The 19385-nt window shown below is 73.5% G+C and carries 14 protein-coding genes and 1 pseudogene; 8 read left to right on the top strand and 7 right to left on the bottom strand.

Annotated elements, in window-relative coordinates:
* Window positions 1–100: 100 nt before the first annotated feature.
* Window positions 101–283: a hypothetical protein gene (locus tag ACFVGO_RS24265; RefSeq protein WP_359903776.1), complete on the top strand. Its 183-nt coding sequence runs from the start codon at window positions 101–103 to the stop codon at window positions 281–283.
* A gap of 112 nt (window positions 284–395) precedes the next feature.
* On the opposite strand, the gene ACFVGO_RS24260 is transcribed toward ACFVGO_RS24265, so the two are convergent.
* The 3 genes from ACFVGO_RS24260 to ACFVGO_RS24250 all read right to left on the bottom strand — a co-directional run bounded on the left by ACFVGO_RS24260 (window position 396) and on the right by ACFVGO_RS24250 (window position 7760).
* Complete coding sequence (locus tag ACFVGO_RS24260; protein WP_359903773.1) at window positions 396–1382, bottom strand: ABC transporter ATP-binding protein; 987 nt, start codon at window positions 1380–1382, stop codon at window positions 396–398.
* 184 nt (window positions 1383–1566) lie between these two features.
* Window positions 1567–4413, bottom strand: coding sequence for a hypothetical protein (locus ACFVGO_RS24255; protein WP_380633972.1), 2847 nt, complete (start codon window positions 4411–4413; stop codon window positions 1567–1569).
* Entirely contained in the window at window positions 4410–7760 is a 3351-nt protein-coding gene (locus ACFVGO_RS24250) for an FtsX-like permease family protein (RefSeq protein ID WP_380633970.1), read from the bottom strand. The genes ACFVGO_RS24255 and ACFVGO_RS24250 overlap by 4 nt, the downstream gene beginning before the upstream one ends.
* Before the next feature lie 418 nt (window positions 7761–8178).
* Between ACFVGO_RS24250 and ACFVGO_RS24245 the strand changes: the two genes are divergently transcribed.
* Entirely contained in the window at window positions 8179–8922 is a 744-nt protein-coding gene (locus tag ACFVGO_RS24245) for an ABC transporter ATP-binding protein (RefSeq protein ID WP_359903764.1), read from the top strand.
* A 142-nt stretch (window positions 8923–9064) separates the two neighbouring features.
* Here ACFVGO_RS24245 and ACFVGO_RS24240 read toward each other — a convergent pair whose 3' ends face one another.
* Window positions 9065–10699: an FAD-binding oxidoreductase gene (locus ACFVGO_RS24240; protein WP_380633967.1), complete on the bottom strand. Its 1635-nt coding sequence runs from the start codon at window positions 10697–10699 to the stop codon at window positions 9065–9067.
* Between the two features lie 355 nt (window positions 10700–11054).
* A complete protein-coding gene (locus ACFVGO_RS24235; protein ID WP_359903759.1) occupies window positions 11055–12674 on the bottom strand; it encodes an alpha/beta hydrolase in 1620 nt (539 codons plus the stop codon).
* A 480-nt stretch (window positions 12675–13154) separates the two neighbouring features.
* Between ACFVGO_RS24235 and ACFVGO_RS24230 the strand changes: the two genes are divergently transcribed.
* A complete protein-coding gene (locus tag ACFVGO_RS24230) occupies window positions 13155–13829 on the top strand; it encodes a TetR/AcrR family transcriptional regulator C-terminal domain-containing protein (RefSeq protein ID WP_380351698.1) in 675 nt (224 codons plus the stop codon).
* Window positions 13830–13943: 114 nt separating this feature from the next.
* On the opposite strand, the gene ACFVGO_RS24225 is transcribed toward ACFVGO_RS24230, so the two are convergent.
* Entirely contained in the window at window positions 13944–14549 is a 606-nt protein-coding gene (locus ACFVGO_RS24225) for a TetR family transcriptional regulator C-terminal domain-containing protein (protein WP_359903754.1), read from the bottom strand.
* A gap of 253 nt (window positions 14550–14802) precedes the next feature.
* Here ACFVGO_RS24225 and ACFVGO_RS24220 point away from each other — a divergent pair, with 253 nt between their 5' ends.
* On the top strand, window positions 14803–15978 hold the full coding sequence (locus ACFVGO_RS24220; RefSeq protein ID WP_359903751.1) for an FAD-dependent monooxygenase: 1176 nt from the start codon (window positions 14803–14805) through the stop codon (window positions 15976–15978).
* An 80-nt stretch (window positions 15979–16058) separates the two neighbouring features.
* On the top strand, window positions 16059–16373 hold the full coding sequence (locus ACFVGO_RS24215; protein ID WP_380633964.1) for a hypothetical protein: 315 nt from the start codon (window positions 16059–16061) through the stop codon (window positions 16371–16373).
* Here ACFVGO_RS24215 and ACFVGO_RS24210 read toward each other — a convergent pair.
* Window positions 16363–17129: pseudogene (locus ACFVGO_RS24210) on the bottom strand (transposase). The gene ACFVGO_RS24215 and the pseudogene ACFVGO_RS24210 overlap by 11 nt on opposite strands.
* A 105-nt stretch (window positions 17130–17234) precedes the next feature.
* On the opposite strand from ACFVGO_RS24210, the gene ACFVGO_RS24205 reads away from it, so the two are divergent.
* The 3 genes from ACFVGO_RS24205 (at window position 17235) to ACFVGO_RS24195 (ending at window position 19277) form a co-directional block, all read left to right on the top strand.
* Window positions 17235–17756: a MarR family transcriptional regulator gene (locus tag ACFVGO_RS24205; protein ID WP_359903745.1), complete on the top strand. Its 522-nt coding sequence runs from the start codon at window positions 17235–17237 to the stop codon at window positions 17754–17756.
* A 115-nt stretch (window positions 17757–17871) separates the two neighbouring features.
* Window positions 17872–18414, top strand: coding sequence for a hypothetical protein (locus ACFVGO_RS24200; protein ID WP_380633961.1), 543 nt, complete (start codon window positions 17872–17874; stop codon window positions 18412–18414).
* Entirely contained in the window at window positions 18411–19277 is an 867-nt protein-coding gene (locus ACFVGO_RS24195; protein ID WP_380351704.1) for an NmrA family NAD(P)-binding protein, read from the top strand. The genes ACFVGO_RS24200 and ACFVGO_RS24195 overlap by 4 nt, the downstream gene beginning before the upstream one ends.
* The last annotated feature ends 108 nt before the right edge of the window (window positions 19278–19385 follow it).

Raw genomic sequence — 19385 nt, 5'->3', positions numbered from 1 at the left:
CGTCCGTGGGCACTCGACCGTGCGGCCCGGCCTGCCGATACATCCCCGGCGGCGTCGTGCAGGTCAGTGCGGGCCGCACCGTCCCCCAGGAGGCACTACCTTGACCTGGCTACGCGTCCTGACCGCGCTGGGCATCCTCGCCGTGGCGGCCAGTGCCCTGATCGTCTTCGCCCTCTGCACCGCCACCTCACGCGGCGATCGCGCCGCGCGGGAGGCACCGCCCGACCTCCGTACCGAGGCCGAGGGCAGCGGCCTCTTCCAGCGGATGGGCGGCGACGGCTGACCGTCCCGGGAGGCGGCGACCGCCTCCCGGAACCGGCGCGCTCCGGGCGGATGTGTTCCGGGCGGGCGCGCTCCGATCAGTGCGCGCCCCCGGTCGGCAACGCGCTCCCGGGTCAGTGCCCGGCGATGTCGTCCGGCCGGACCTCGATGTGGTCGGCCGCGAGGTCGACCGCCACCCGGTGCTCCATGCCGAGCGACTCCAGGAACTTGACCGGCAGCTGCACCCGGCCGCTGCGGTCCAGCATCACGTACTCGCGCTCGTTCACCGACTCCTCGCCGTGCTCGTCCGTCACGGTGCGGCGCAGCACCTCGCTGGCGGTCCGCCCGTCCCGGATCGCGACCGTGCGGCGGACCTCGCCCGCGACCATCGGGTCGTGGGTGACGATCACGACGGTGGCGCCCAGTTCGCGGTTGACGGTGCGGAAGGACTCGAAGATGATCCCGGCCGTCTCCGAGTCCAGCTCGCCGGTGGGCTCGTCGGCGAGCAGCACCGGCGGGTTGTTGGCCATCGCCACCGCGATCGCCACCCGCTGCTGCTGGCCGCCGGAGAGCTCGTTGGGCTTGCGGTGGGCGAGCTCGCCGATCTCCAGTGCCTCCATCAGCTCGGCCACCCGGACCGCCTGCTGCTTCGCCCCGCCGGCGCCGGAACGGCGGCCGCGCAGCTGCATCGGCAGCGCGATGTTCTCGGCGGCGGTGAGGAAGGGCAGCAGGTTGCGGGCGGTCTGCTGCCAGATGAAGCCGACCACCTCGCGCCGGTAGCGCAGCCGCTCCTTGACCGACATCTCCAGCAGGTCGCAGCCGGCCACGGTGGCGGTGCCGGCGGTCGGCACGTCCAGCCCGGCGAGGATGGTGAGCAGGGTGGACTTGCCACTGCCCGAGGCGCCGACCAGGGCGACCAGGTCGCCCTGGCGGATGGTCAGTTCCAGGCCCTGGAGCGCCTGGACCTCGACCCCCTCCGCGCTGAAGATCCGGACCAGCCGGTCGCAGACGATGGCCGATCCCTCGCCGTACGCCTTGGGCGAGGCGGCGGCGAGGGCCCGCTGCTGGAGCTCCTGGAGGCTGGGGGCCTCGACGACCGTCCGCTCCTGGGGAGTGCTCATCACCGCTCGTCTCCTGTCTCGACTGTCTGCTTCATCGCACCGCTCTCCACTGTCCCGGCGACCCGCGCCGCTGTCACGGCCCGTTCACCGCTCCCGGCCGCCGGTCGCGGCCTTCCCGCCGCGCCGCCGGCCGCCGCTGTCTCCGGCCGCACGGCCGCGCTCGCGGCCGCCGCCGTTCCCGGCCTCATTGCCGCTCCCCCGCGCGCAGTTCGGTGGCGATCTGGCGCCGGCCGGCGACCAGCGTCTCCACCACCACACCGAGGCAGACCACCAGGGTCAGACCGACGGTGGGCAGCAGCACCGGCATCACCGCCGGGGCCAGGGTGTCGGCGACCGTGGCTCCGACCAGGGCCGAGAGGTCGAAGGCGCCCCCGAGCAGGGCGACCGCGGCCAGGGCGACCAGGCCGCCGCCGACGGCCGCCGCCAGGGTCTGCGGCAGCGACTCGGCGACGATCAGTGCCAGGCCCTGCCTGGGCCGCAGGCCCATGGTGCGCAGCCGGGCGAGCACCGCCGTGCGGTCCGGCGCGGCCCGCAGCAGCGTCAGCAGCACGGCCAGCAGGGCGAACCCGGCGGCGGCGAGGCCCGAGTACCAGAACAGCCGTCCGGCCGCGTGCTGCACCGGGTCGGCGGCCAGCTCGGCGATCTTGTCGCGGCTGCTGTGCACCGCGTAGCCGGGGGGCAGGCCACCGGAGGTCTTTCCCGCCGCCTTGGCCTCTTCGTCGACCAGTTTGGCGTGCTTCCCCAGATTCGCGCCGCCGCCGATGCCGCTCTCGATCAGCAGGGCGCGGACCCGGACCGGGTCGACGTCGCCGACCGCGAACCACTTGTTCACCTTGGTCGCCCGCTTGAGCTCCGGCAGGTGCTCCGTGGCGGGGCCGGCCGGCACCACGACGAACGGCTTGCCGGGGTCCGGCAGGGCGGGCGTGGCGGTGACGATCCCGGCGACGGTGGTGGCCATCTGGCTGCCGCCGGGCGTGCGCACCTGCGGCGCGCCCGTGGCCAGTCGCTCGGCCAGGTCCCGGCTGAACAGCGCGGGCACCGGGCTGTCCTTGCCGCCCGGAGCGGCGGCCAGCCCGGCCGGGTCGTACTGGCCGACCCCGGCCGTGCGGGAGATCTCCGCGTAGGCGTCGGGCTCGACCACCACCAGGATGGCGTCGGTGGTGCCCCGGTCGCCGCCGATGAAGGTGGCCCGCTCCTCGATCCAGGCGCCGGTGGCGGCCCGGACGCCGGGCAGTTCGCCGGCCGCCTTGGTGAAGGCCTCCGGCAGGGTCGCGTAGACCGGGACGCTGACGGACACGTCGCCACCGGTGGTGATGCGCGCGGCACGGGTGCGGGACTGGTCCACCGCGGTGAGCACGGTGGCGCCGAAACCGGTGGCCGTGACGGCGATCAGCAGGGCCAGCAGCGGCAGTGCGGAGGGCCGGCGGCGCCCCGAGTTGTCGCGGGCCGCCCGGACCAGACCGAGGAACCCGACCAGTCCGCGGCCGCGACCGGCCAGTGCCGCCAGCCAGCCGACCACGACCGGCTCGATCCGGGCCAGCAGCAGCCCGCCGGAGACGGCGAGCAGCAGCGGGGCGGCCACCAGCAGCGGGTCCACCGAACTGCCCGGGTGGCCGACGCCGCGACGGCGGACCTCGGCCACGGCGGCGGCGGTGACGGCCAGCACGGCGAGCTCGCCGATCACCCGGCGCCAGCCGCCGGCCGCCCGCGGACGCGCCCAGAGCAGCGCGGCCCGGGCCGGGAAGGCCAGGATCGCGAACAGGGTCACGGCGAGTGCGAGCACCACCGAGTTGCCCCAGCGCGAAGTGGGCAGCAGCACCAGCGCGAGGGCCGTGCCGAGCACGGCGGGGGGCAGCACCGTCACCGCGCCCTCGGCGAGCAGCCGCAGCAGCACTCCGCCGCGCGAGCCGCCACGGGCCTGGAGCAAGCGGATCTCGGCGGTGCGCCGGTCCGTGCTGAGCGCCGCGGCCAGGCAGAGCACCACGACCGCGACGCCGGCGACCCCGGCGGGCCCGATGGCGCCCAGCGGGCCGGCGGCCTGGTAGCGGTCGGCGGCCCGGGCGAGGACGTCCGGCATCAGCGAGGTGGCGTGCAGGTCGGCCCGGAGGGTCGAGTCGATCAGCGCGGTCATGCCGGGGCCGGCCATGTACGAGGCGAGTGTCGCGCGGGTCCGGTCGAGCTGGTCGGCGTGCAGTGCGTCGGGGTCGACGGGCAGCCGCCAGAAGTTCTGTCCGCTCGAACCCCAGCGGGCCAGCGCGGTCAGGCTGCCGCCGTCGACGAAGCCGCTGGTCCAGTACCAGGCGTCATCGCCCTTGAGGCCCAGGCAGGCCCTGGCCGGACAGCCGAGCCCCTCCCAGAACGGGTCCTGGGGATCGTTGACCCGGTAGAGGCCGACCACGGTGCTGCGCAGCGCGACGGGTCCGTCGGTGCCGCTCTCGATGACGTCGCCGACCTTGATGTTGACGGCCTCGGCGGCCTGCTGGCTCAGCACGATCGGCAGCGGGCCGTCGGCCGGGGCGGGGCCCGGCCAGGTGCCCGCGGTCAGGGTCGCCCGGTCGGCGAGTCCGTGCAGGTAGTACAGGCCGAGCGCCGGGGTGGCTCTTTCGGAGAGCCGGGTGTACCCCGGGTTGAACATCTGACGCCCGGTCTTGACCCGGGTGCCGTAGGCCTGGGCCGACGAGCCCAGCGGGAGGTCCCGTCCGATCCGCTCGCCCAGCTTCCGCTGGATGGCGTCCAGGTCCGCCCCGGAGTCCGCGCGGCCCGTTTCGGCGGTGAACTCCAGGTTGGTGACGCCGGTGCCCAGGCTTCGGGTGAACTCCTGGAGCGCGGTGTCCGCGCTCCGGTCCGCGACCCGCGGGAAGGCCGCCGCCAGGAACACGGTGACGAAGGCGAGGGCCGCCGTGAGCAGCGCGGCCAGCGGCATCGCGCGCAGCCGGGTGCGGACCCAGGGCGCGGGCCGGTGGGCGCGCCCGGGCCCGGACACGGGCCCCGGCGCGGGGGTGGGCACGGTGGTGCCGGCCTTGGTGGTCACATCTCCTCCACGTGGCGCAGCCGGGAAGCCACGTCTCGACGCCGGCGCCCGAGCAGGAAGGCCGACAGCAGCGGAACGGCGGCGATCGCGGCCGCGAACAGCAGCGCCTGACCGTACGGCAGCTCGACCAGGGCCTCGGGCACCGGGCGGCGGGCGGCCGGGGTCAGCACCACGAAGGGCACGATCAGCCGGACGAGCAGGGCGCCCAGGGCGAGGCCGACGATCCCGCCGAGGCCGACCAGCACCGCGTTCTCGGCGGCGACGGTGCGGGTGACCTGCTTGCGCGGGGCGCCCAGGGCGAGCAGCAGCGCGGAGTCCCGGGAGCGCTCGTGGGCGGAGCCGGCCACCGCGGCGGCGAAGCCGATCGCGGCGAGCACGGCGGTGACGATCGCGATGGCCATCAGCGCGCTCTGCGGGGCGGCGCCGACCGGGTCGCCGAGGAGCCCGTCGGAGACCTCGTCGTAGAGCGCGAGGTCCTGGCTTCCGGGAGCGGCGCGCAGGGCGGCGGCGGCCTCGGCCGGGGCGCGGTCGCCCGGCCCGGTGGCGGGCAGCCACCACTCGGTGCGGGTCGGCAGGTTGCGGTCCTGGGCGGACAGCATCCGGGCGGCCGAGTCGAGGTCCATCACCAGCGCCCGCCGGCCGGCCACCGGCATGGCCTCGACCGCGCCGGTCACCTTCACCGGGACGACGACCCCGCTGAGCGGCACCTGGAGGGTGTCGCCGACCGAGGCTCCGACGGCCTTCAGGTAGTCGCGGGTGGCGACACCGTTGACGGCGGCGGGCTGGGCCGACCCGGTCGGGAGCAGCACGGCGCGCACGGAGTCGCCGATGCCGCGGGCGGAGTGGTAGCGGACCGTGAACAGGTTGTCGGCGGCGGCCGCTTCGGAGGCGAGCGCGGCCACCGGCGAGTTGTCCGCGGGGTTGCGGGAGGCTGGGGGCTTGATGTTCCACCCGGTGCCGGCCGGCAACGCGACGGCGGTGGAGGGTCCGTCGGCGGTCTCCGCGACGGCCAGGTTCCGCACCGCGACCTCGCCGTCGCTGCGGTCGCTGAAGGCGACGGTCGCGCCGACCACGGTCAGCGGGGCGGCGACCGAGCCCACCGGGGCGTCGACCAGCGCGTCGAGCCGGATCGAGGAGCGGACATCGCCCTTCAGCGGGAGATCGCCGAACGGGACCTTGTGGACCAGACCGAAGCGGTCGCGCAGCAGCAGCCGGACCTCGGGGTGGACCGCACTGCTGATCCACTTGGTCGCGTCCTGCTGGCTCACCGCGATGTCGGCGTCGATCCGCAGCGGGGAGCCGGGCAGCGGGATGCCGACGGGGGCCGGGGCCGCGAGCGTGCCGAAGACCTCCTTGCCGGTGTGGCCGTCGAGCAGGTCGGAGCGGACCGGGACGCGGTCGGCGAAGGCGGCGGCGTCCACGGCCATCAGCTGGCCGGCACCGCCCTGCAGCGGCTGCTCGTCGCGCACCACCGCGACCAGTCGGTCGCCGCCGGGAAGGCTGCCGTAGCGGCCGCCCTGGCCCATCGGCGCGTTGTGCGAACCGGAGATGCGCAGGCCCCCGCCTGTGGCGAAGGCGGCCTGGTCGCGCTGGGAGGAGGTCCAGGTGGCGTGCTGACCGAGCGCCAGGACACCGGTGGCCACGGCCATGACGAGCAGCAGGACGGGTCCGGTGGCGCGGCCGGGCCGGCGGGCCAGCTGCCAGCCGACCATGGCGGGCCCGAGGCCGCGGCCGCGGGCCGCCGCGCGGGCGCCGATCCGGGCGACGAGCGGGAGCAGCCGCAGCACCACCAGGGTCCCGGCGCACAGTGCGAGGGTCGGGGTGGCGACCAGCAGCAGGTCCACGTCGAGCCGGCCGGTGGAGTCGGGGGACAGCCCGCCGCCGTACTGGTCGAGCTGCTGGTAGGCGAGCACGGCCAGGGCGAGCACGGCGAGGTCGCCGCCGTTGCGGGCGACGCCGGAGACCACGGCCTGACGGCGTCCGGCCCGGCGGCGCAGCGCGGCACCGACGCCGCGCACCACGCTGGGCACGGTGGCCAGCAGGATGCAGGCGAACGCGCAGATCACGGCCACCGGCCAGAGCGACCAGCTGATGCCGGTGTCCAGGGCGACCTGGCGGGAACTGCCGAGGCCGGCCAGCGCGCGGACCAGGAACGGGGTCAGCAGTGGTGCGAAGACCGCTGCGGGCAGGGCCAGCAGCAGCGACTCCAGGGCGGTGAAGGAGCCGAGCCTGAAGGCCGAGGCGCCGCGCGCGGCGAGGATCTCGTTCTCGGACTCCTGCCGCGCGGCGATCAGGTGGACGACCAGCAGCAGGGCCGCCGCGGCGAGCACCGCCAGCTGGAGGGCGCCGATCAGCAGGGTGGACCGGGCGACCACCATGCTGTCGGACAGCTCGCGCATGATGTCCGGCAGGTCGGTCGTCGCGCCGAGCGAGGCGGTGCCGCGCAGTTCCTCGGAGAGGTGCTGGGCGCGGTTGCCGACGGCCTGCGCGGCGGCCCGGTCGGCGCCGGAGAAGTCGGCGTCCAGCGACCAGCCGACGCCGCCCTGGACCAGGCCGGCCGTGGCGAAGGCGCTCCGGTCGACCATCATCGGGCCGAAGGTGGTGAAGCCGCCGACCTCGATCTCGTGGCCGCCGACCGGGTCGATCCGCCAGTACGGGGCGGTCGGGTCGGTGGCCCGGTAGACGCCGGTGATCCGGACGGTCAGCGGCTTGCCGTCGTTCCGGTCGACGAGCCGGACCTCGGCGGGCAGGGCCTGCTCGGTCAGACCGAGCCGGCGCAGCAGGCTCTGCGGGACGGCGGCCTCCGGGGCGGCGGACTGCACCGGCACGGTGGCGGCACCCGGCCAGGCGCCGGCCACCAGTTGGACCCGGCCGCGGTCGAGGTCGGCGAGGACCGTGAGGTCGAGCGGGGCGCCGGGGGCGCTGCCCGCGCCGCTGCCCGTCGCGGGCGTGGTGGTCGCGGGCGTGCCGGTTGCGGGCGTTCCGGTCGCGGGCGTGCCGGTCACGGGTGTGCCGTCAGCAGCGGCGCCGGAGACCGGCAGGCTGTAGGAACGGCTGCGCGTCAGGCTGTCGGTGTGGACGGGCAGGTCTCCGAAGAGCTTCTGCCGGTAGGCGGCGAGCGCCGCCTCGTCCTTGGACCGCTGGTCGAGCCCGTGCTCACCGGTCACCGCCACCGTGGTCCGGGCGTGACCGGACCCTTGGAGCGCCTGCCGCAGGCCGGCCTCACCGACGCTGCTGTTGAAGGCCACCAAGGCGGTCAGCACAGACGTGGTGATCAGCACCGCAAACAGGACAGCGGCAGCCAGCGGCACTCGCCCGCGCAGTCGGCGCACGACGAAGCCGAGCATCAAGTTCCTCCCCCGGATTACGTCCCCGGTTGCATCCCCGGGCCCCGCTCATCGATCCGGCCCGAGTACAAATCGGCCACAGACGGACACATCGCGAGCACACCGGCGCATTGATCACCGGCAATCGGTCGCCGGATAGCGGACGATGCTGTCAGATTCGATCCAGGAACGGAAGGGACTTGCGCGAATCAAGTAACCAGTGAGCAAATTCCTTTCATTGATAGCATCCCGGCCGGGGATGCCCCCACTTGAATGCCATGCACACTTCACAACTCCGGCTTCGGCGCGCCCTTTTGGCCCGGGACGCCCTCTTCTCGGATTCCCGCCCGGGAAGGTGAACCACCGGAACAGACATATCCGTAGACCCGGACGGGACCCGGCTACAACCGGGCCGCCACGCCCACAGGGGGGACGTCGCATGACGCAGCATCAGGCCGCCACCGCCGACACCGCCGACACCGCCACCACCCAGCCGATGGTGGCCGTGACCGATCTCCGCCGCAGCTTCGGCACCGGCGAGCGGACCGTGCACGCCCTGCGCGGCGTGTCGTTCACCGTCGGCCGCGGAGAACTGGCCGCACTCAAGGGCCGGTCCGGCTCCGGCAAGACCACCCTGCTCAACCTGGTCGGCGGCCTGGACACGCCGACCGGCGGCAGCATCGCGCTGGACGGCATCGACCTCGCCGGGCTGGACGAGGACGGTCGACTCGCCCTGCGGCGGGAGCGGATCGGCTTCGTCTTCCAGTCCTTCGGGCTGATCCCGATGCTCACCGCCGCCGAGAACGTCGGCGTGCCCATGCGACTGCGCAAGGCCCCGGCCGCCGAACGCGAGGAGCGCGCCCACACCCTGCTCGCCCTGGTCGGGCTCGCCGACCACGCCAACCAGCGCCCCGGCGAGCTGTCCGGCGGCCAGCAGCAGCGCGTCGCCATCGCCCGTGCGCTGGCCAACGAGCCCAGCCTGATCATCGCCGACGAGCCGACCGGTCAGCTGGACTCCGAGACCGGCCGCTCGATCATGGAGCTGCTGCGCGCGGTGGTGCGCAGCGAGGGCGTCACGGTGCTGGTCGCCACCCACGACCCGACGCTGATGGGGCTCGCCGACCGGGTGATCGAGGTCCGGGACGGACGGATCGTCGAGGAGGAGACGGAGCGGGCCGCGTAACGGAGCGGGCCCGGGTCGTGTCACGGGCGTGGGGTTGCGGGGGCGCCTCCCCACGCCTTCGGGGCACCGGCTTTCGGGCTCAGCGCTCAAGGCTCTGGGCTCAGGACTCTGGGCTCTGGGCCCACTGCTCAGGGCTCACTGCTCAGGACTCGGCCGGGATGATGGACTGGGCATGGTGGAACACCTCCTTCTCGTCCCAGTGGGCCTTGGCGCGCTGCAGCCGTGGATAGTTGCCCTTGTAATAGAGGCGCGGGTAGGCAGGGTCGGGCTGGTCGGCGGTACCCAGGTCGTTGTCCGGGTAGTTGACGTAGGCGCCGTCCGTCGCGGTGTCGACCTCCGGGACCCCGCCCGTCCCCCGGTAGACGTCGCGGTACAGCCCGCTCAGGTAGGCCAGGTGCTTCTCGTCCTCGGCCGGGTCCGTCCAGTACGTCTGGTACTGCAGCTTCATGATCGAGTCGCGCTGCGGGACGGCCGTCTCCTCGGGACTGCGGGTGTTGATCCGGCAACCGTAGGAGTCGATCTGGACCAGCGTGTTCGAGAGGTCCGCCCCTTCGATGTCGCGCACCAACCAGTCCCGGAAGGCGGCGATCTGCTCCGGTGCGAACGGCTCGCGGTGGTAGGCCGACTTGTACTTGCCGCGCTGGTTGTCGCCCGAGGGGTTGAGCGTCATGGTCGCCTGGAACCAGGGCATCTGGCGCCGCTTGTCCGGGTAGGGCAGGAACAGCCCGCCGGCCGCCCGGGTCTGCACCGTCGATCGCGTCGTCATCCCTCGTTCGACCGCCGCCACGAACGCGTCGAGCGGGCCCGGGTCCTCGCCGTCCCACTGGCTGAACAGGACGACGTTCCCGTTGGAGTGGTGGGTGAGCTTGAGGATCGCGAACAGCCCCTGGTACACCGGCTCCCGCGGGCCGCTGTGCTCGGCCATGAAGGCGCCGAAGTTGGCCACCAGGGTCTCGAAGTCCTCGGGCCGGGCGAGCAGTTCGGCCCAGGGCCAGGCCACGCTGCTCAACCAGACCCGGGGCGGCGGCCGGGGTACGTCCGAGGCGAAGTGGTACCGCAGCACCACCCCGAAGTTCCCGCCCCCGCCGCCGGTGTGGGCCCAGAAGAGGTCCTGCTCGGGCGAGCCCTGCGCGTCCTCGCGGTGCGCCTGCGTCACCACCGCGCGACCGCCCCGGACGGTGACCACGTCGACCTGGACGAGGTGGTCCACGGTGAGCCCGTGCCGTCGGGAGAGCAGGCCGTACCCGCCGCCGCAGACGTGCCCGCCCGCGCCGACCGAGTAGCAGGACCCGGCGGGCAGGGCGACGGCGTACTCGCGGAACAGCGTGGTGCAGACGTCCCAGTTGGTCGCGCCGCCCTCGACCCCGTACGTGGGCCGGCCGAACTTGTCGGTCGAGGCGGCGACGCCGCGCATCGTGCCGAGGTCGAGGATGACGCCCCCGTCGTTGTCGACGAAACCCTCGTAGCAGTGCCCGCCGCCGCGGACCGTCGGCCGTAGCCCGGCGTCCAGCGCGCGGTTCAGCTCGGCGACCGCGTCCGCCTCGTTGCCCACCAGCCGGATGTACGCGGGGGTGCTGCTCCACCGCTGGTTGAAGCCCTGGGCGAGGGTCCGGTACCGGGGATCGCCCGGCAGCACCGACCGCCCCTGCGGCAGCTCCCGGTGCGCGTCCCCGGCCGCCGCCGCGCCTGCCGCCGCGCCAGTGGAAGCGACGGTGATCCCGGCGGCCGCCGCGCCGGCACCGCCCAGGAAACCCCGTCGGGAGAATTCGTCCTGCATGGCCCGCCCTCACTTTCCCGAGTTCGAGAGAAGTCGGCGGCCCGCACGCTAACACGGATACCCGGGCGCGGGAATTGGTTATTGAATAGTGTGACAGTACGTCATTTTCCGTGGCCCTTACCGGCCGTGACCTTCGCCGTCGCACCGGAAGCCGATTGTCAGTGGCATGGGCTACGGTCGCCGAAGACTCGCAGGAATCCGCTCCACCGGAGGTTCGATGACGATCCACTGCCGCATTCCCCGGGCCTTCCGGGCGCTCCGGGAAATCGCCCGTAAAGCACGGTCGGGGTGGCCGGCAGCACCGCCGACCACCACGACCGTCAACTCCTCCCCCGGGTCACCGGGGGCCGTTCCGTCAGACCGCCGGGAAGATCTCCGCGTCCGGCTTCAGCAGCTGGCCGGCGGCCGGCGCGGTGCCGTCCACCAGGTAGCGGGTGACCAGCTTGTTCAGCGCCTGGCTGCGACCCACGGCGCAGTGCTCGATCGAGTCGACGCTGACCAGCACCGCGTTGCTCAGCTCCTGCTGCATCCGCTGGGCGAACTTGTACTGGGTGGCCGGGTCGTAGAGGTTGCCGATCACCATCACGGTGTTGGAGGTCTTCTTGTTCCACGGGCCGGAGAAGCGCTCGGCGTCCCGGGCCGGGGCCGGCCAGCTCGCGCACGCCGGCGCGTCGAAGGCCTGGTAGCGACCGAAGGTCGGCATGTCCTTCTCCCAGGCCTTGGCCGCGTTCGCGAACACCCGGTCGTTGGAGGGGTACGGCTTGTCCTGGCAGTTGACGGCCAGGTAGGAGTCGTCCGCGGTGTACTCGGAGTCGACCGGGGCCTCCCGCAGGGCCGCCCGCGGGACGTCCACCGAGAGCAGGTTGGCGTCCTCGTCCGAGACGTTCGCCTGCGGGGCCAGCAGGGCGTTCCCGGCCGGCTTCTGGAAGACCTGGTAGGTCGCCTGGAGCGACTTGGCCAGCGGGGCCAGCTTGGCCTGCGAGTACAGGGCGCTGGCCACCTCCCCGGTGAAGGTGCTCAGGGTCACCTTGGAGCCGTTCGGCAGCGTGATCGGGCTGGTCCGCAGGTGGTCGCGGAGCTGGTCGAACTTGGCCCGGGTGTCGCCGTCGCCGAAGGCGCAGCGCGGGGCGCCGGCGGCCTGGCAGCGCTTGAGGAACTCGTCCAGGGCGATCTCGAAGCCGTTCGCCCGCTGGCGGTCGTACTCCAGGCCGTTGTGCAGGCGCAGGTCCGGGTCGACGTTGCCGTCGACGATGATCGCGCGCACCTTGTTCGGGTACATGTTGGCGTACGTCGAACCGATCAGGGTGCCGTAGGAGAACCCGGCGAAGGTGAGCTGGGAGTCACCGACGGCGCGGCGCATCCGGTCCAGGTCGCGCACCACGTTGATGGTCGACATGTGCTCGATCAGCGGGCCGGCGTTCTTGCTGCAGGCGTCGGTGTAGTCCTGGTCCGCGTCGAGCGTCTCGTTGATCTCGGCCTTGGTGACCGGCACGCCGACCATGCGGTTGGTGACCGCGTCGGCGTCCTCCTGGGTCTTGAAGCACTTGAGCGGGTTGCTCCGGGCCACACCGCGCGGGTCGAAGCCGACCAGGTCGAACTTCGACTGCACCTCGGCACCGAAGCGGGCGGTCGTCGCCCACAGGTAACCACTGCCGCCCGGGCCACCGGGGTTGAGGAACAGCGAGCCGATCCGCTTCGACGGGTCGCTCGCCCGCCGCCGCATCATGGCGATGCCGACCTTCTCACCCTTCGGCTTGTCGTAGTCCAGCGGCACGGGGTAAACGGCGCAGTCGTAGATGCCGGGGTCCGGCTTGGTCGGGTCGGGGTTGCACGGCGTCCAGGCGACAGGGTCGACCTTCGCCTCGGCCAGACCCGGGGCCTGGTCGATGGGCGCCGCCGACGCGGCGACGGCGGTGCCGGTGACAAGTGCGAGAGCGCAGGTGACCGCTCCGGCCAGCGTGGATATGCGGGACAAGGAACCTCCTCCGTACTGAAAGGGCGGCCCCAGCCTGTCAGCCGGAGATCTCCGTGGGAAGACCTTAGAGCGGCGTAAATCATCCACCCGACACAGAACTCCTCGCGAAATATTCTGTGAATGAACCAACTTGACGGTTGATTGACCTGATGCCATGTCACTCGAAGTCGTCGGTCGGCCCGGGTTCGGCGGAGCCGAACAGAGGCTCGGACGCCCCGGGCGACCACCTCCCTCGGAGCGCCGCTATTGTGCGACCGGCCGCGACGGGCCCTCCGGGATCCACGCCCTGCGGAACCCTCCGCACTCCACGTCCCCGTTGAGCCTGCGGACCATGACGACGACAAGCTGCACGACACCCTCCCCAGAGACTTCTTGCAGCGCAAGAAGTCGAGGTCGGATGTGGTTCTCTTGCAGTGCAAGACTCGTCAAGGCCCGGACCGCACAGCCCCGGTGGAGCCCATTGGGGTGAAGGAGGAACCGATGCCGACCCGGCGCACCCGCCCACGGACGGGGCTGACCCGCGAGAAGGTCATCGACGCCGCACTCGCCTACGTGGACGAACACGGCCTCGCCGCGCTCTCCAACCGCAAGCTCGGTGCGGCGCTCGGCGTCGAGGGGATGACGCTCTACTACTACGTCCCCAGCAGGACGGCCCTGCTCGACGGCATGGTGGAGCGCCTGCTGGAGCTGTCGGCGGGAAGCCTGTTCGGCGAGCCCGACGGCCCGTGGACGGAGGTGGTCCGGGACTTCGCCGTCGAGCTGCGCCGACTGCTGCTCGACCATCCGGCCATACTCACCGTGCTGGCCACCCGGCCGGTCGCCACGCCGGTCGCCCTCGCCCTGCTGGAGCGCGGCATCGCCGTGCTCCACAAGGACGGCGTCCCACTCGGAGACGCGCTCGACGTGCTCAACTCCGTCGTCCGGTGGACCATCGGGCACACGCTGGGCGAGGCCGGCGAGACGCCCCACCACGAGTGCGCCGAGCTCCGGCCCGAACAGTTCGCCGCCCTGGACCTGGAGGTCTACCCCCACCTCGCGCAGGCCTTCGCCACCGGAGAGGGTCTCGACTCCGAGCAGTGCTTCCACCGCACGCTGCGCATCCTGCTCGCCGGCTACGCCTCCGAGCTGAGGCACCCGCACAGGCCCGATTCCTGATCAGGCGACGGACCGCCGGACACGCCCCCGGCGGCCCCGCCCTGTCCGCCTTGTCCGCCCGGCCGACACGGGCCGGGCGGACAGGGCGAGTCGCACGAGCTGGGCCGGCGAGGCTCAGCTCGCGACCGCTCCCCGCAGGGCGGCCGCCACCAGCCCCTGGATCGCGTCCGCCCCGGGCTCGCCACCGCCCACCAGGTGCTCGAAGACCAGGCCGTCGATGCAGGCCAGCAGCACGGCCGTCCGCCCGTCGGGGTCGGCCACGCCCTGCGCGGCGAGGAAGTCACGGACGGCGGCGCGCCCGGCGTTCTCCCGCGGGACGAGGATCTCGCGCAGCTCGGGATCGCGGACGCTCTCCACCGCGCAGGCGTACCTGGCGAGCGAGCGCCGCCGCCCGCCCCCGGACAGGCGGCGCCGCGCCAACTCCGCGATCCCGTCGGACAGCTCCGCCGCCGAACGGACCGGCACCTGCTCCCCCATGGCGTGCAGCTCGCCCTGATCCAGCTCCACCAGCCGTCGCACCAGCGCGGTGAGCAGGGCCTGCCGGGTCCGCAGGTAGGCCGAGGTGGTCCCGAGCGGCAGCCCGGCCGCCGCGTCGACCGCCCGGTGGGTCAGTCCGCGCACGCCGAGGTCCGCCAGCACGCCGATCGCGGCGTCTGCCAGTACCGTGCGCCGGTCCGGCCGCCCCGCATCGTCCCGCTTCTGGTCCTCGTTTCGCCGCATCCCTCCTTTCTACCGGGGCCGGGGCGCCCGCCGCGCACCGCCTCGGTCCGGGCCGGCCGTCAACCACCGACCTCCGGCCACCCACCGCCGACCGCTGGCCCTCGCCACCCCCACGGCCAACCAGCCAAGCGGCCGGGCGGCCAACGCGCCACCCCGGCCCACCACCCCGGCCCGCCTCCGTCCACCGACAGCCCCGTAGTACGCTCCTTCTACAGCTGTAGAAGACAGCGCGACGACACGGGAAGGACCGGGCATGAGCAGCAACAGCGCGGTGGTGGTCGGGGGCGGCATCGGCGGGCTGGCGTCCGCCATCGGGCTCCGGCTGGCGGGGTGGGACGTGACCGTGGTCGAGCGGTCGGACGTCCTGGAGGATGCGGGCGCCGGCATCTCGCTGGCCGCCAACGGGATGCGCGCGCTCGCGGCCCTGGGGGTCGGCGAGGCCGTCGAGGCGGCCGCCCGCCGCCAGTACACCGGCGGCACCCGGACCCCGGACGGCCGCCGGCTCGCCGCGATGGACGGCGCGGCGCTGGAGCGCGAGCTGGGCGCCCCGATCGTCGGGATCCGCCGCGCGGCCCTGCACCGCGTCCTGCGCGAGGCGCTGCCCGCCGCCACCCTGATCGTCGGCTCCGAGGTGACGGAGGTGGACACCACCCGGCCGTTCCGGGTCCGGGCCGGCTTCGGCGGCACGACCCTGGAGGCCGACCTCCTGGTGGCGGCCGACGGCGTCAACAGCCGTCTCCGGCGCCGCCTCTTCCCCGACCACCCCGGCGCCGCCTACAGCGGTTCGACGGTGCTGCGGGCGATCACCGAGCGTCCGGTCGACGGCCTGAAGGCCGACTTCGAGCTGACCTGGGGCCACGGCGCCGAGTTCGGCCACATCGCCTTCCCGGACGGCACCGCCGAGTGGCACGCGGTCCTGAACGCCCCGGCCGGGGTCCGCTACCGGGACCCGCTGGCCGAGGTCCGCCGCCGCTTCGCACGCTGGCACGAGCCGATCCCCTCGCTGCTGACCGCGACCCGGCCGGAGGCGGTACTGCACCACGACGTCAACGAGCTGGCCACGCCGCTGCCGTCCTACGTATCGGGCCGGATCGCGCTGCTCGGCGACGCGGCGCACGCCATGACGCCCCACCTCGGCCAGGGCGCCTGCCAGGCGCTGGAGGACGCGGTGACCCTGGCGGCGGCACTCACCGGGACCCGGACGGTCGAGGGCGCGCTCGCGCGTTACGACGCGGCCCGCCGCCCGCGCAGCCAGACCGTGGCCCGCGATGCCCGCCGGGCCGGCCGGATGGGCCAGCAGCTCGCCCACCCGCTGGCGGTCGGCCTGCGCAACGCCGCGATCCGGCTCACCCCGCCCGGCGCGATGGTCCGGACCGCCCTGCGGCACGCCGACTGGACGCCGCCCAGGATCGCTCCCCGTGCCGCCTAAAGGTTGTCCCGTAACCGGGGCCTGACGTCTCGCGGCATACTGGCGCTCGTTGATGACCTTGGCCAGCTGTGGGGGCGTTCGTGCTTGAGCTGCAGTGTGAGGCGGTCCGCTGGGTGGACGATGAGCCGTGGCCCGGGGTGGTCGAGGTTCAGTTCACGGATGCGGCGGGACGGCGCTGGTCGCTGTTCGACAAGGCCCCGATCTTCGCGGCGATGGGCGAGCTCAGCCCGGATACTCCGTATCCGGTGGAGGTCACCGTCGCCTGCGCGATCACCCAGGGCCATGGTCTGGCGGGGGATGACGAGTTTGTCACCGTCTCCACCTCAGTGCACGGCGTCACGACGCCGAACGGACTTGAGGAGTTCACGGTGCGGCGGGACCAGCTCATCCGCTGAGCGCACGGTTGTGGAGCCGTGCGATGCCCGGCATCGCGTGGTGCACGCCGGCTCCGCGCAGGCGGCAGTCGCGAAGAACCTTCCAGTTCTTCAACCGGGAGAAGACGTGCTCGACCCGGGCCCGGGCCCTGCGGTGGACGGCGTTGTCGGCTTCCCGCTCGGGCGTGAGGTGCTCCTGTCCGCGACGGCGCCGGTGCGGAATCAGGGCGCCGGTCCCCTGGTAGCCGCCGCCCGCCAGGACCGGCGCGTGCCGGCAGGCACGGTCGACGCCCGACTCGGCGAAGGCCCGGCAGTCGTTGCGGTTGCCCGGCAGGGGCAGGCCGACGGCGACGACCAATCGGCTGTTGGCGTCGATCACCACCTGCTGGTTGGTCGAGTACCGGTAGTTCTTGCCGGAGGCCGCGATCGTTCGGTCGCGGGTGGGCACCAGGGCGCCGTCCACGATCAGTACGGTGTCCCGCCGCGGCCGGCGGGCGGGCGGGATCGCCAGCAGTGGTGCGAGGTGGTCCAGCACCCGGTCCGCAGCGGACTTCGAGATCCCGAACAATGGGGCGACCTGCCGCAAGGTCAGGTTGGTCCGCCAGTAAGCGGCGACCACAGCACCCGGTCCTCCAGGCGTAGCCGCCACGGCCGGCCGCGCTGGACGTCACCGCCACGACGGCGTACCAACGCGACCAGCTTGCGGAACTGCGACTCGCTCAACCCCGAGAACGGCTCGATCCACATCGGATCGCTCGCCGAGATCACCCCACCCATGCCGTGACCAACGCGGGAGCAGGCCAGCAGTTACGGGACAGCCTTTAGCCATCAGTCCGTGGTTCGACTTGACCGGGAATCAGGTTAGGCGCCATATTACTTCTTGTGACCCAGCACCCCGAGGGTGGCCCCACGGCCCCCAGCCTCGATCAGGCCCGCCGCCAGATCGCCCGCTACGGCCTCGCGGCCGACCCGCAGGCGGTCCTGGTCGCGGCCCGGCTTATGGCGGCGGGCGCCAGGATCGGCCAGGCCGGCGAGGTGCACTTCGGCCGCTTCGGCCTCTCCACCGGCCGCTACCGACTGCTGGCGGACCTGGAGGACCACGGCGGCGAGAAGTCGCCCTCCCAGCTCGCGGCGAGTCTCGGCGTCTCCCGGGCGACCGTGACCGGCCTGGTCGACGGCCTGGAGCGGGAGGGCCTGGTGGCCCGCCGGCCGTCCGCCGAGGACGGCCGCGGCAACGTGGTGATCCTCACCGCGCGGGGCGCCGACAAGCTGCGGGAGCTGGCCCCCGCGCATTTCACCCGAATGCAGGCACTGGTCGGGGGCCTCTCCGTCGAGGAGCGCGCCACCTTCCTGGACCTGCTGGCCCGGGTGGTCGCGGGCATGGACGCACTCACCGAGGACTGATCCACCCCCCGGCGGGCCGCCGAATGGCGGTCCGCCTCCCTTTAGCCCCAATAGTTAGGCACCTAAGCACAAATACTTAGGTACCTAACCAAAAGCGAGAGGAAGAACCGACCCCATGAGCAAGAAGGCCCCGGGCGCTCCCCCGCCCTTCGTCCTGTGGCGCGAGGTCCTGGTCGCCTACGTCATGCCCGCCGCCATGGCCGGGACCGGCGGAGCCGTCACCGGCCAGCCGCAGCTGGTGGCCGCCGCACTCACCACCATCGGCGGCACCTCCGCCCTGGTGGCCGCCGCACTCGGCGCCGTGCTGCGCCGCCGCCCCGTCCGCACCCGGCCCGCCCGGACCCCTCGCCCGCTCGCGGCCGCCGCCCTCGGCCTGGTCGCCGCCGCCCTCGGCCTGGCGGTCGGCCTCGCCGCCGCCCGCTGGCTGCCGCACGTCCCGGCCCTCGCCGACAGCCCCTGGCCGCGCCGGCTGCCGATCGACCTACCGGTCTCCTCGGCGATCGCCGCCACCATCACCACCTGGCACTGGCGCGGCAGCCGCCCGGCCCGCACGGCGCAGCACCGACTCCCCGCCGCGCCCCAAGCCGGAACCGCGTCCCAGCCCGGAAACGCGCCCCGCCCCGAAAACACACTCCACCCCGAAAGGCAGACGTCATGATCGTCATCATGGGCGCCGGTGGCGCCACCGGCGGCGCCACCCTGCGCAGCCTCGCCGCCCTCGGCGCACCGAGCCGCGCCCTCAGCCGCGACCCCGCCCGGTTGGCCGCCGGCCTCGACGAGCACACGCTCGCCCGGACCGCCACCCTCCCGGCCGACGCCGCCGACCCGGCCTCCCTTCGTACGGCGTTCCGCGGTGCGCACCAGCTCTTCCTCACCATGGCCAACGGCCCGCAGCAGGTCCGGTACGAGCTGAACGCGATCGAGGCCGCGGTGGACTGCGGCGTGGAGCACATCGTCAAGGTCTCCGCACCCGCCGCCGAGCCGGACTCCCCCGTCGCCGTCTCGCGCGGCCACCACCTGATCGAGGAGCGGCTGCGCTCCTGCGGCATCACCACCACCGTCCTGCGGCCGTACGCGTTCATGCAGAAGCTGCTGCTCCTGGCGCCCGGCATCGCCGCCGCCGGGGTGGTGCACGGCGCGATGGGCCAGGCGCGGTGCAACTACGTGGACGCCCGGGACATCGGGGACGCCGCGGCCGAGGTGCTCACCCGTCCCGAGCTGGCCGGCGGCACCTACCCGCTCACCGGCGGGCGGGCCTACAGCTATCCGGAGCTCACCGCACTGCTGGGCGAGCTGCTCGGCCGGCCGGTCCGCTACCTCGACCTGAGCCCGTCCGACCTGCACGCCCACCTGGTCGGCCGGGCCGGGATGCCGCCCTGGCTCGCCACCCACGTGGTGGAGATCCAGCAGCTCGCGGTGGTCCGCAAGGAGACCCCGGACGGCTCCTTCCTTGGCCTCACCGGACGCGCCCCGCGTACCCTGGAGGCCTTCCTCGGCGAGAACCTGCACCGGTTCCGCTGACCACCGGGCAGGGGGGAGGGGGGGGGGAAGGGAAGAGAGAAAGAAGCACAAAGGAAAAGCACCCCGCCCCCCCCCCCCCCAATAAGGCAGGAGAGCACGACGATGGGT

Source organism: Kitasatospora sp. NPDC057738, assembly GCF_042798815.1.
GTDB lineage: Bacteria > Actinomycetota > Actinomycetes > Streptomycetales > Streptomycetaceae > Kitasatospora > Kitasatospora lactacystinica.
Note: the sequence above shows the minus strand (reverse complement) of the source record. Positions and strands in the feature narration are given on the sequence as shown.

Bases quoted from the DNA above. Each gene is read 5' to 3' on its own strand.
- ACFVGO_RS24200 (WP_380633961.1), top strand. From the start codon at position 17,872: ATGAGCAAGAAGGCCCCGGGCGCTCCCCCGCCCTTCGTCCTGTGGCGC.
- ACFVGO_RS24225 (WP_359903754.1), bottom strand. From the start codon at position 14,549: ATGCGGCGAAACGAGGACCAGAAGCGGGACGATGCGGGGCGGCCGGAC.
- ACFVGO_RS24245 (WP_359903764.1), top strand. From the start codon at position 8,179: ATGACGCAGCATCAGGCCGCCACCGCCGACACCGCCGACACCGCCACC.
- ACFVGO_RS24230 (WP_380351698.1), top strand. From the start codon at position 13,155: ATGCCGACCCGGCGCACCCGCCCACGGACGGGGCTGACCCGCGAGAAG.
- ACFVGO_RS24260 (WP_359903773.1), bottom strand. From the start codon at position 1,382: ATGAGCACTCCCCAGGAGCGGACGGTCGTCGAGGCCCCCAGCCTCCAG.
- ACFVGO_RS24220 (WP_359903751.1), top strand. From the start codon at position 14,803: ATGAGCAGCAACAGCGCGGTGGTGGTCGGGGGCGGCATCGGCGGGCTG.
- ACFVGO_RS24195 (WP_380351704.1), top strand. From the start codon at position 18,411: ATGATCGTCATCATGGGCGCCGGTGGCGCCACCGGCGGCGCCACCCTG.
- ACFVGO_RS24240 (WP_380633967.1), bottom strand. From the start codon at position 10,699: ATGCAGGACGAATTCTCCCGACGGGGTTTCCTGGGCGGTGCCGGCGCG.
- ACFVGO_RS24250 (WP_380633970.1), bottom strand. From the start codon at position 7,760: ATGCTCGGCTTCGTCGTGCGCCGACTGCGCGGGCGAGTGCCGCTGGCT.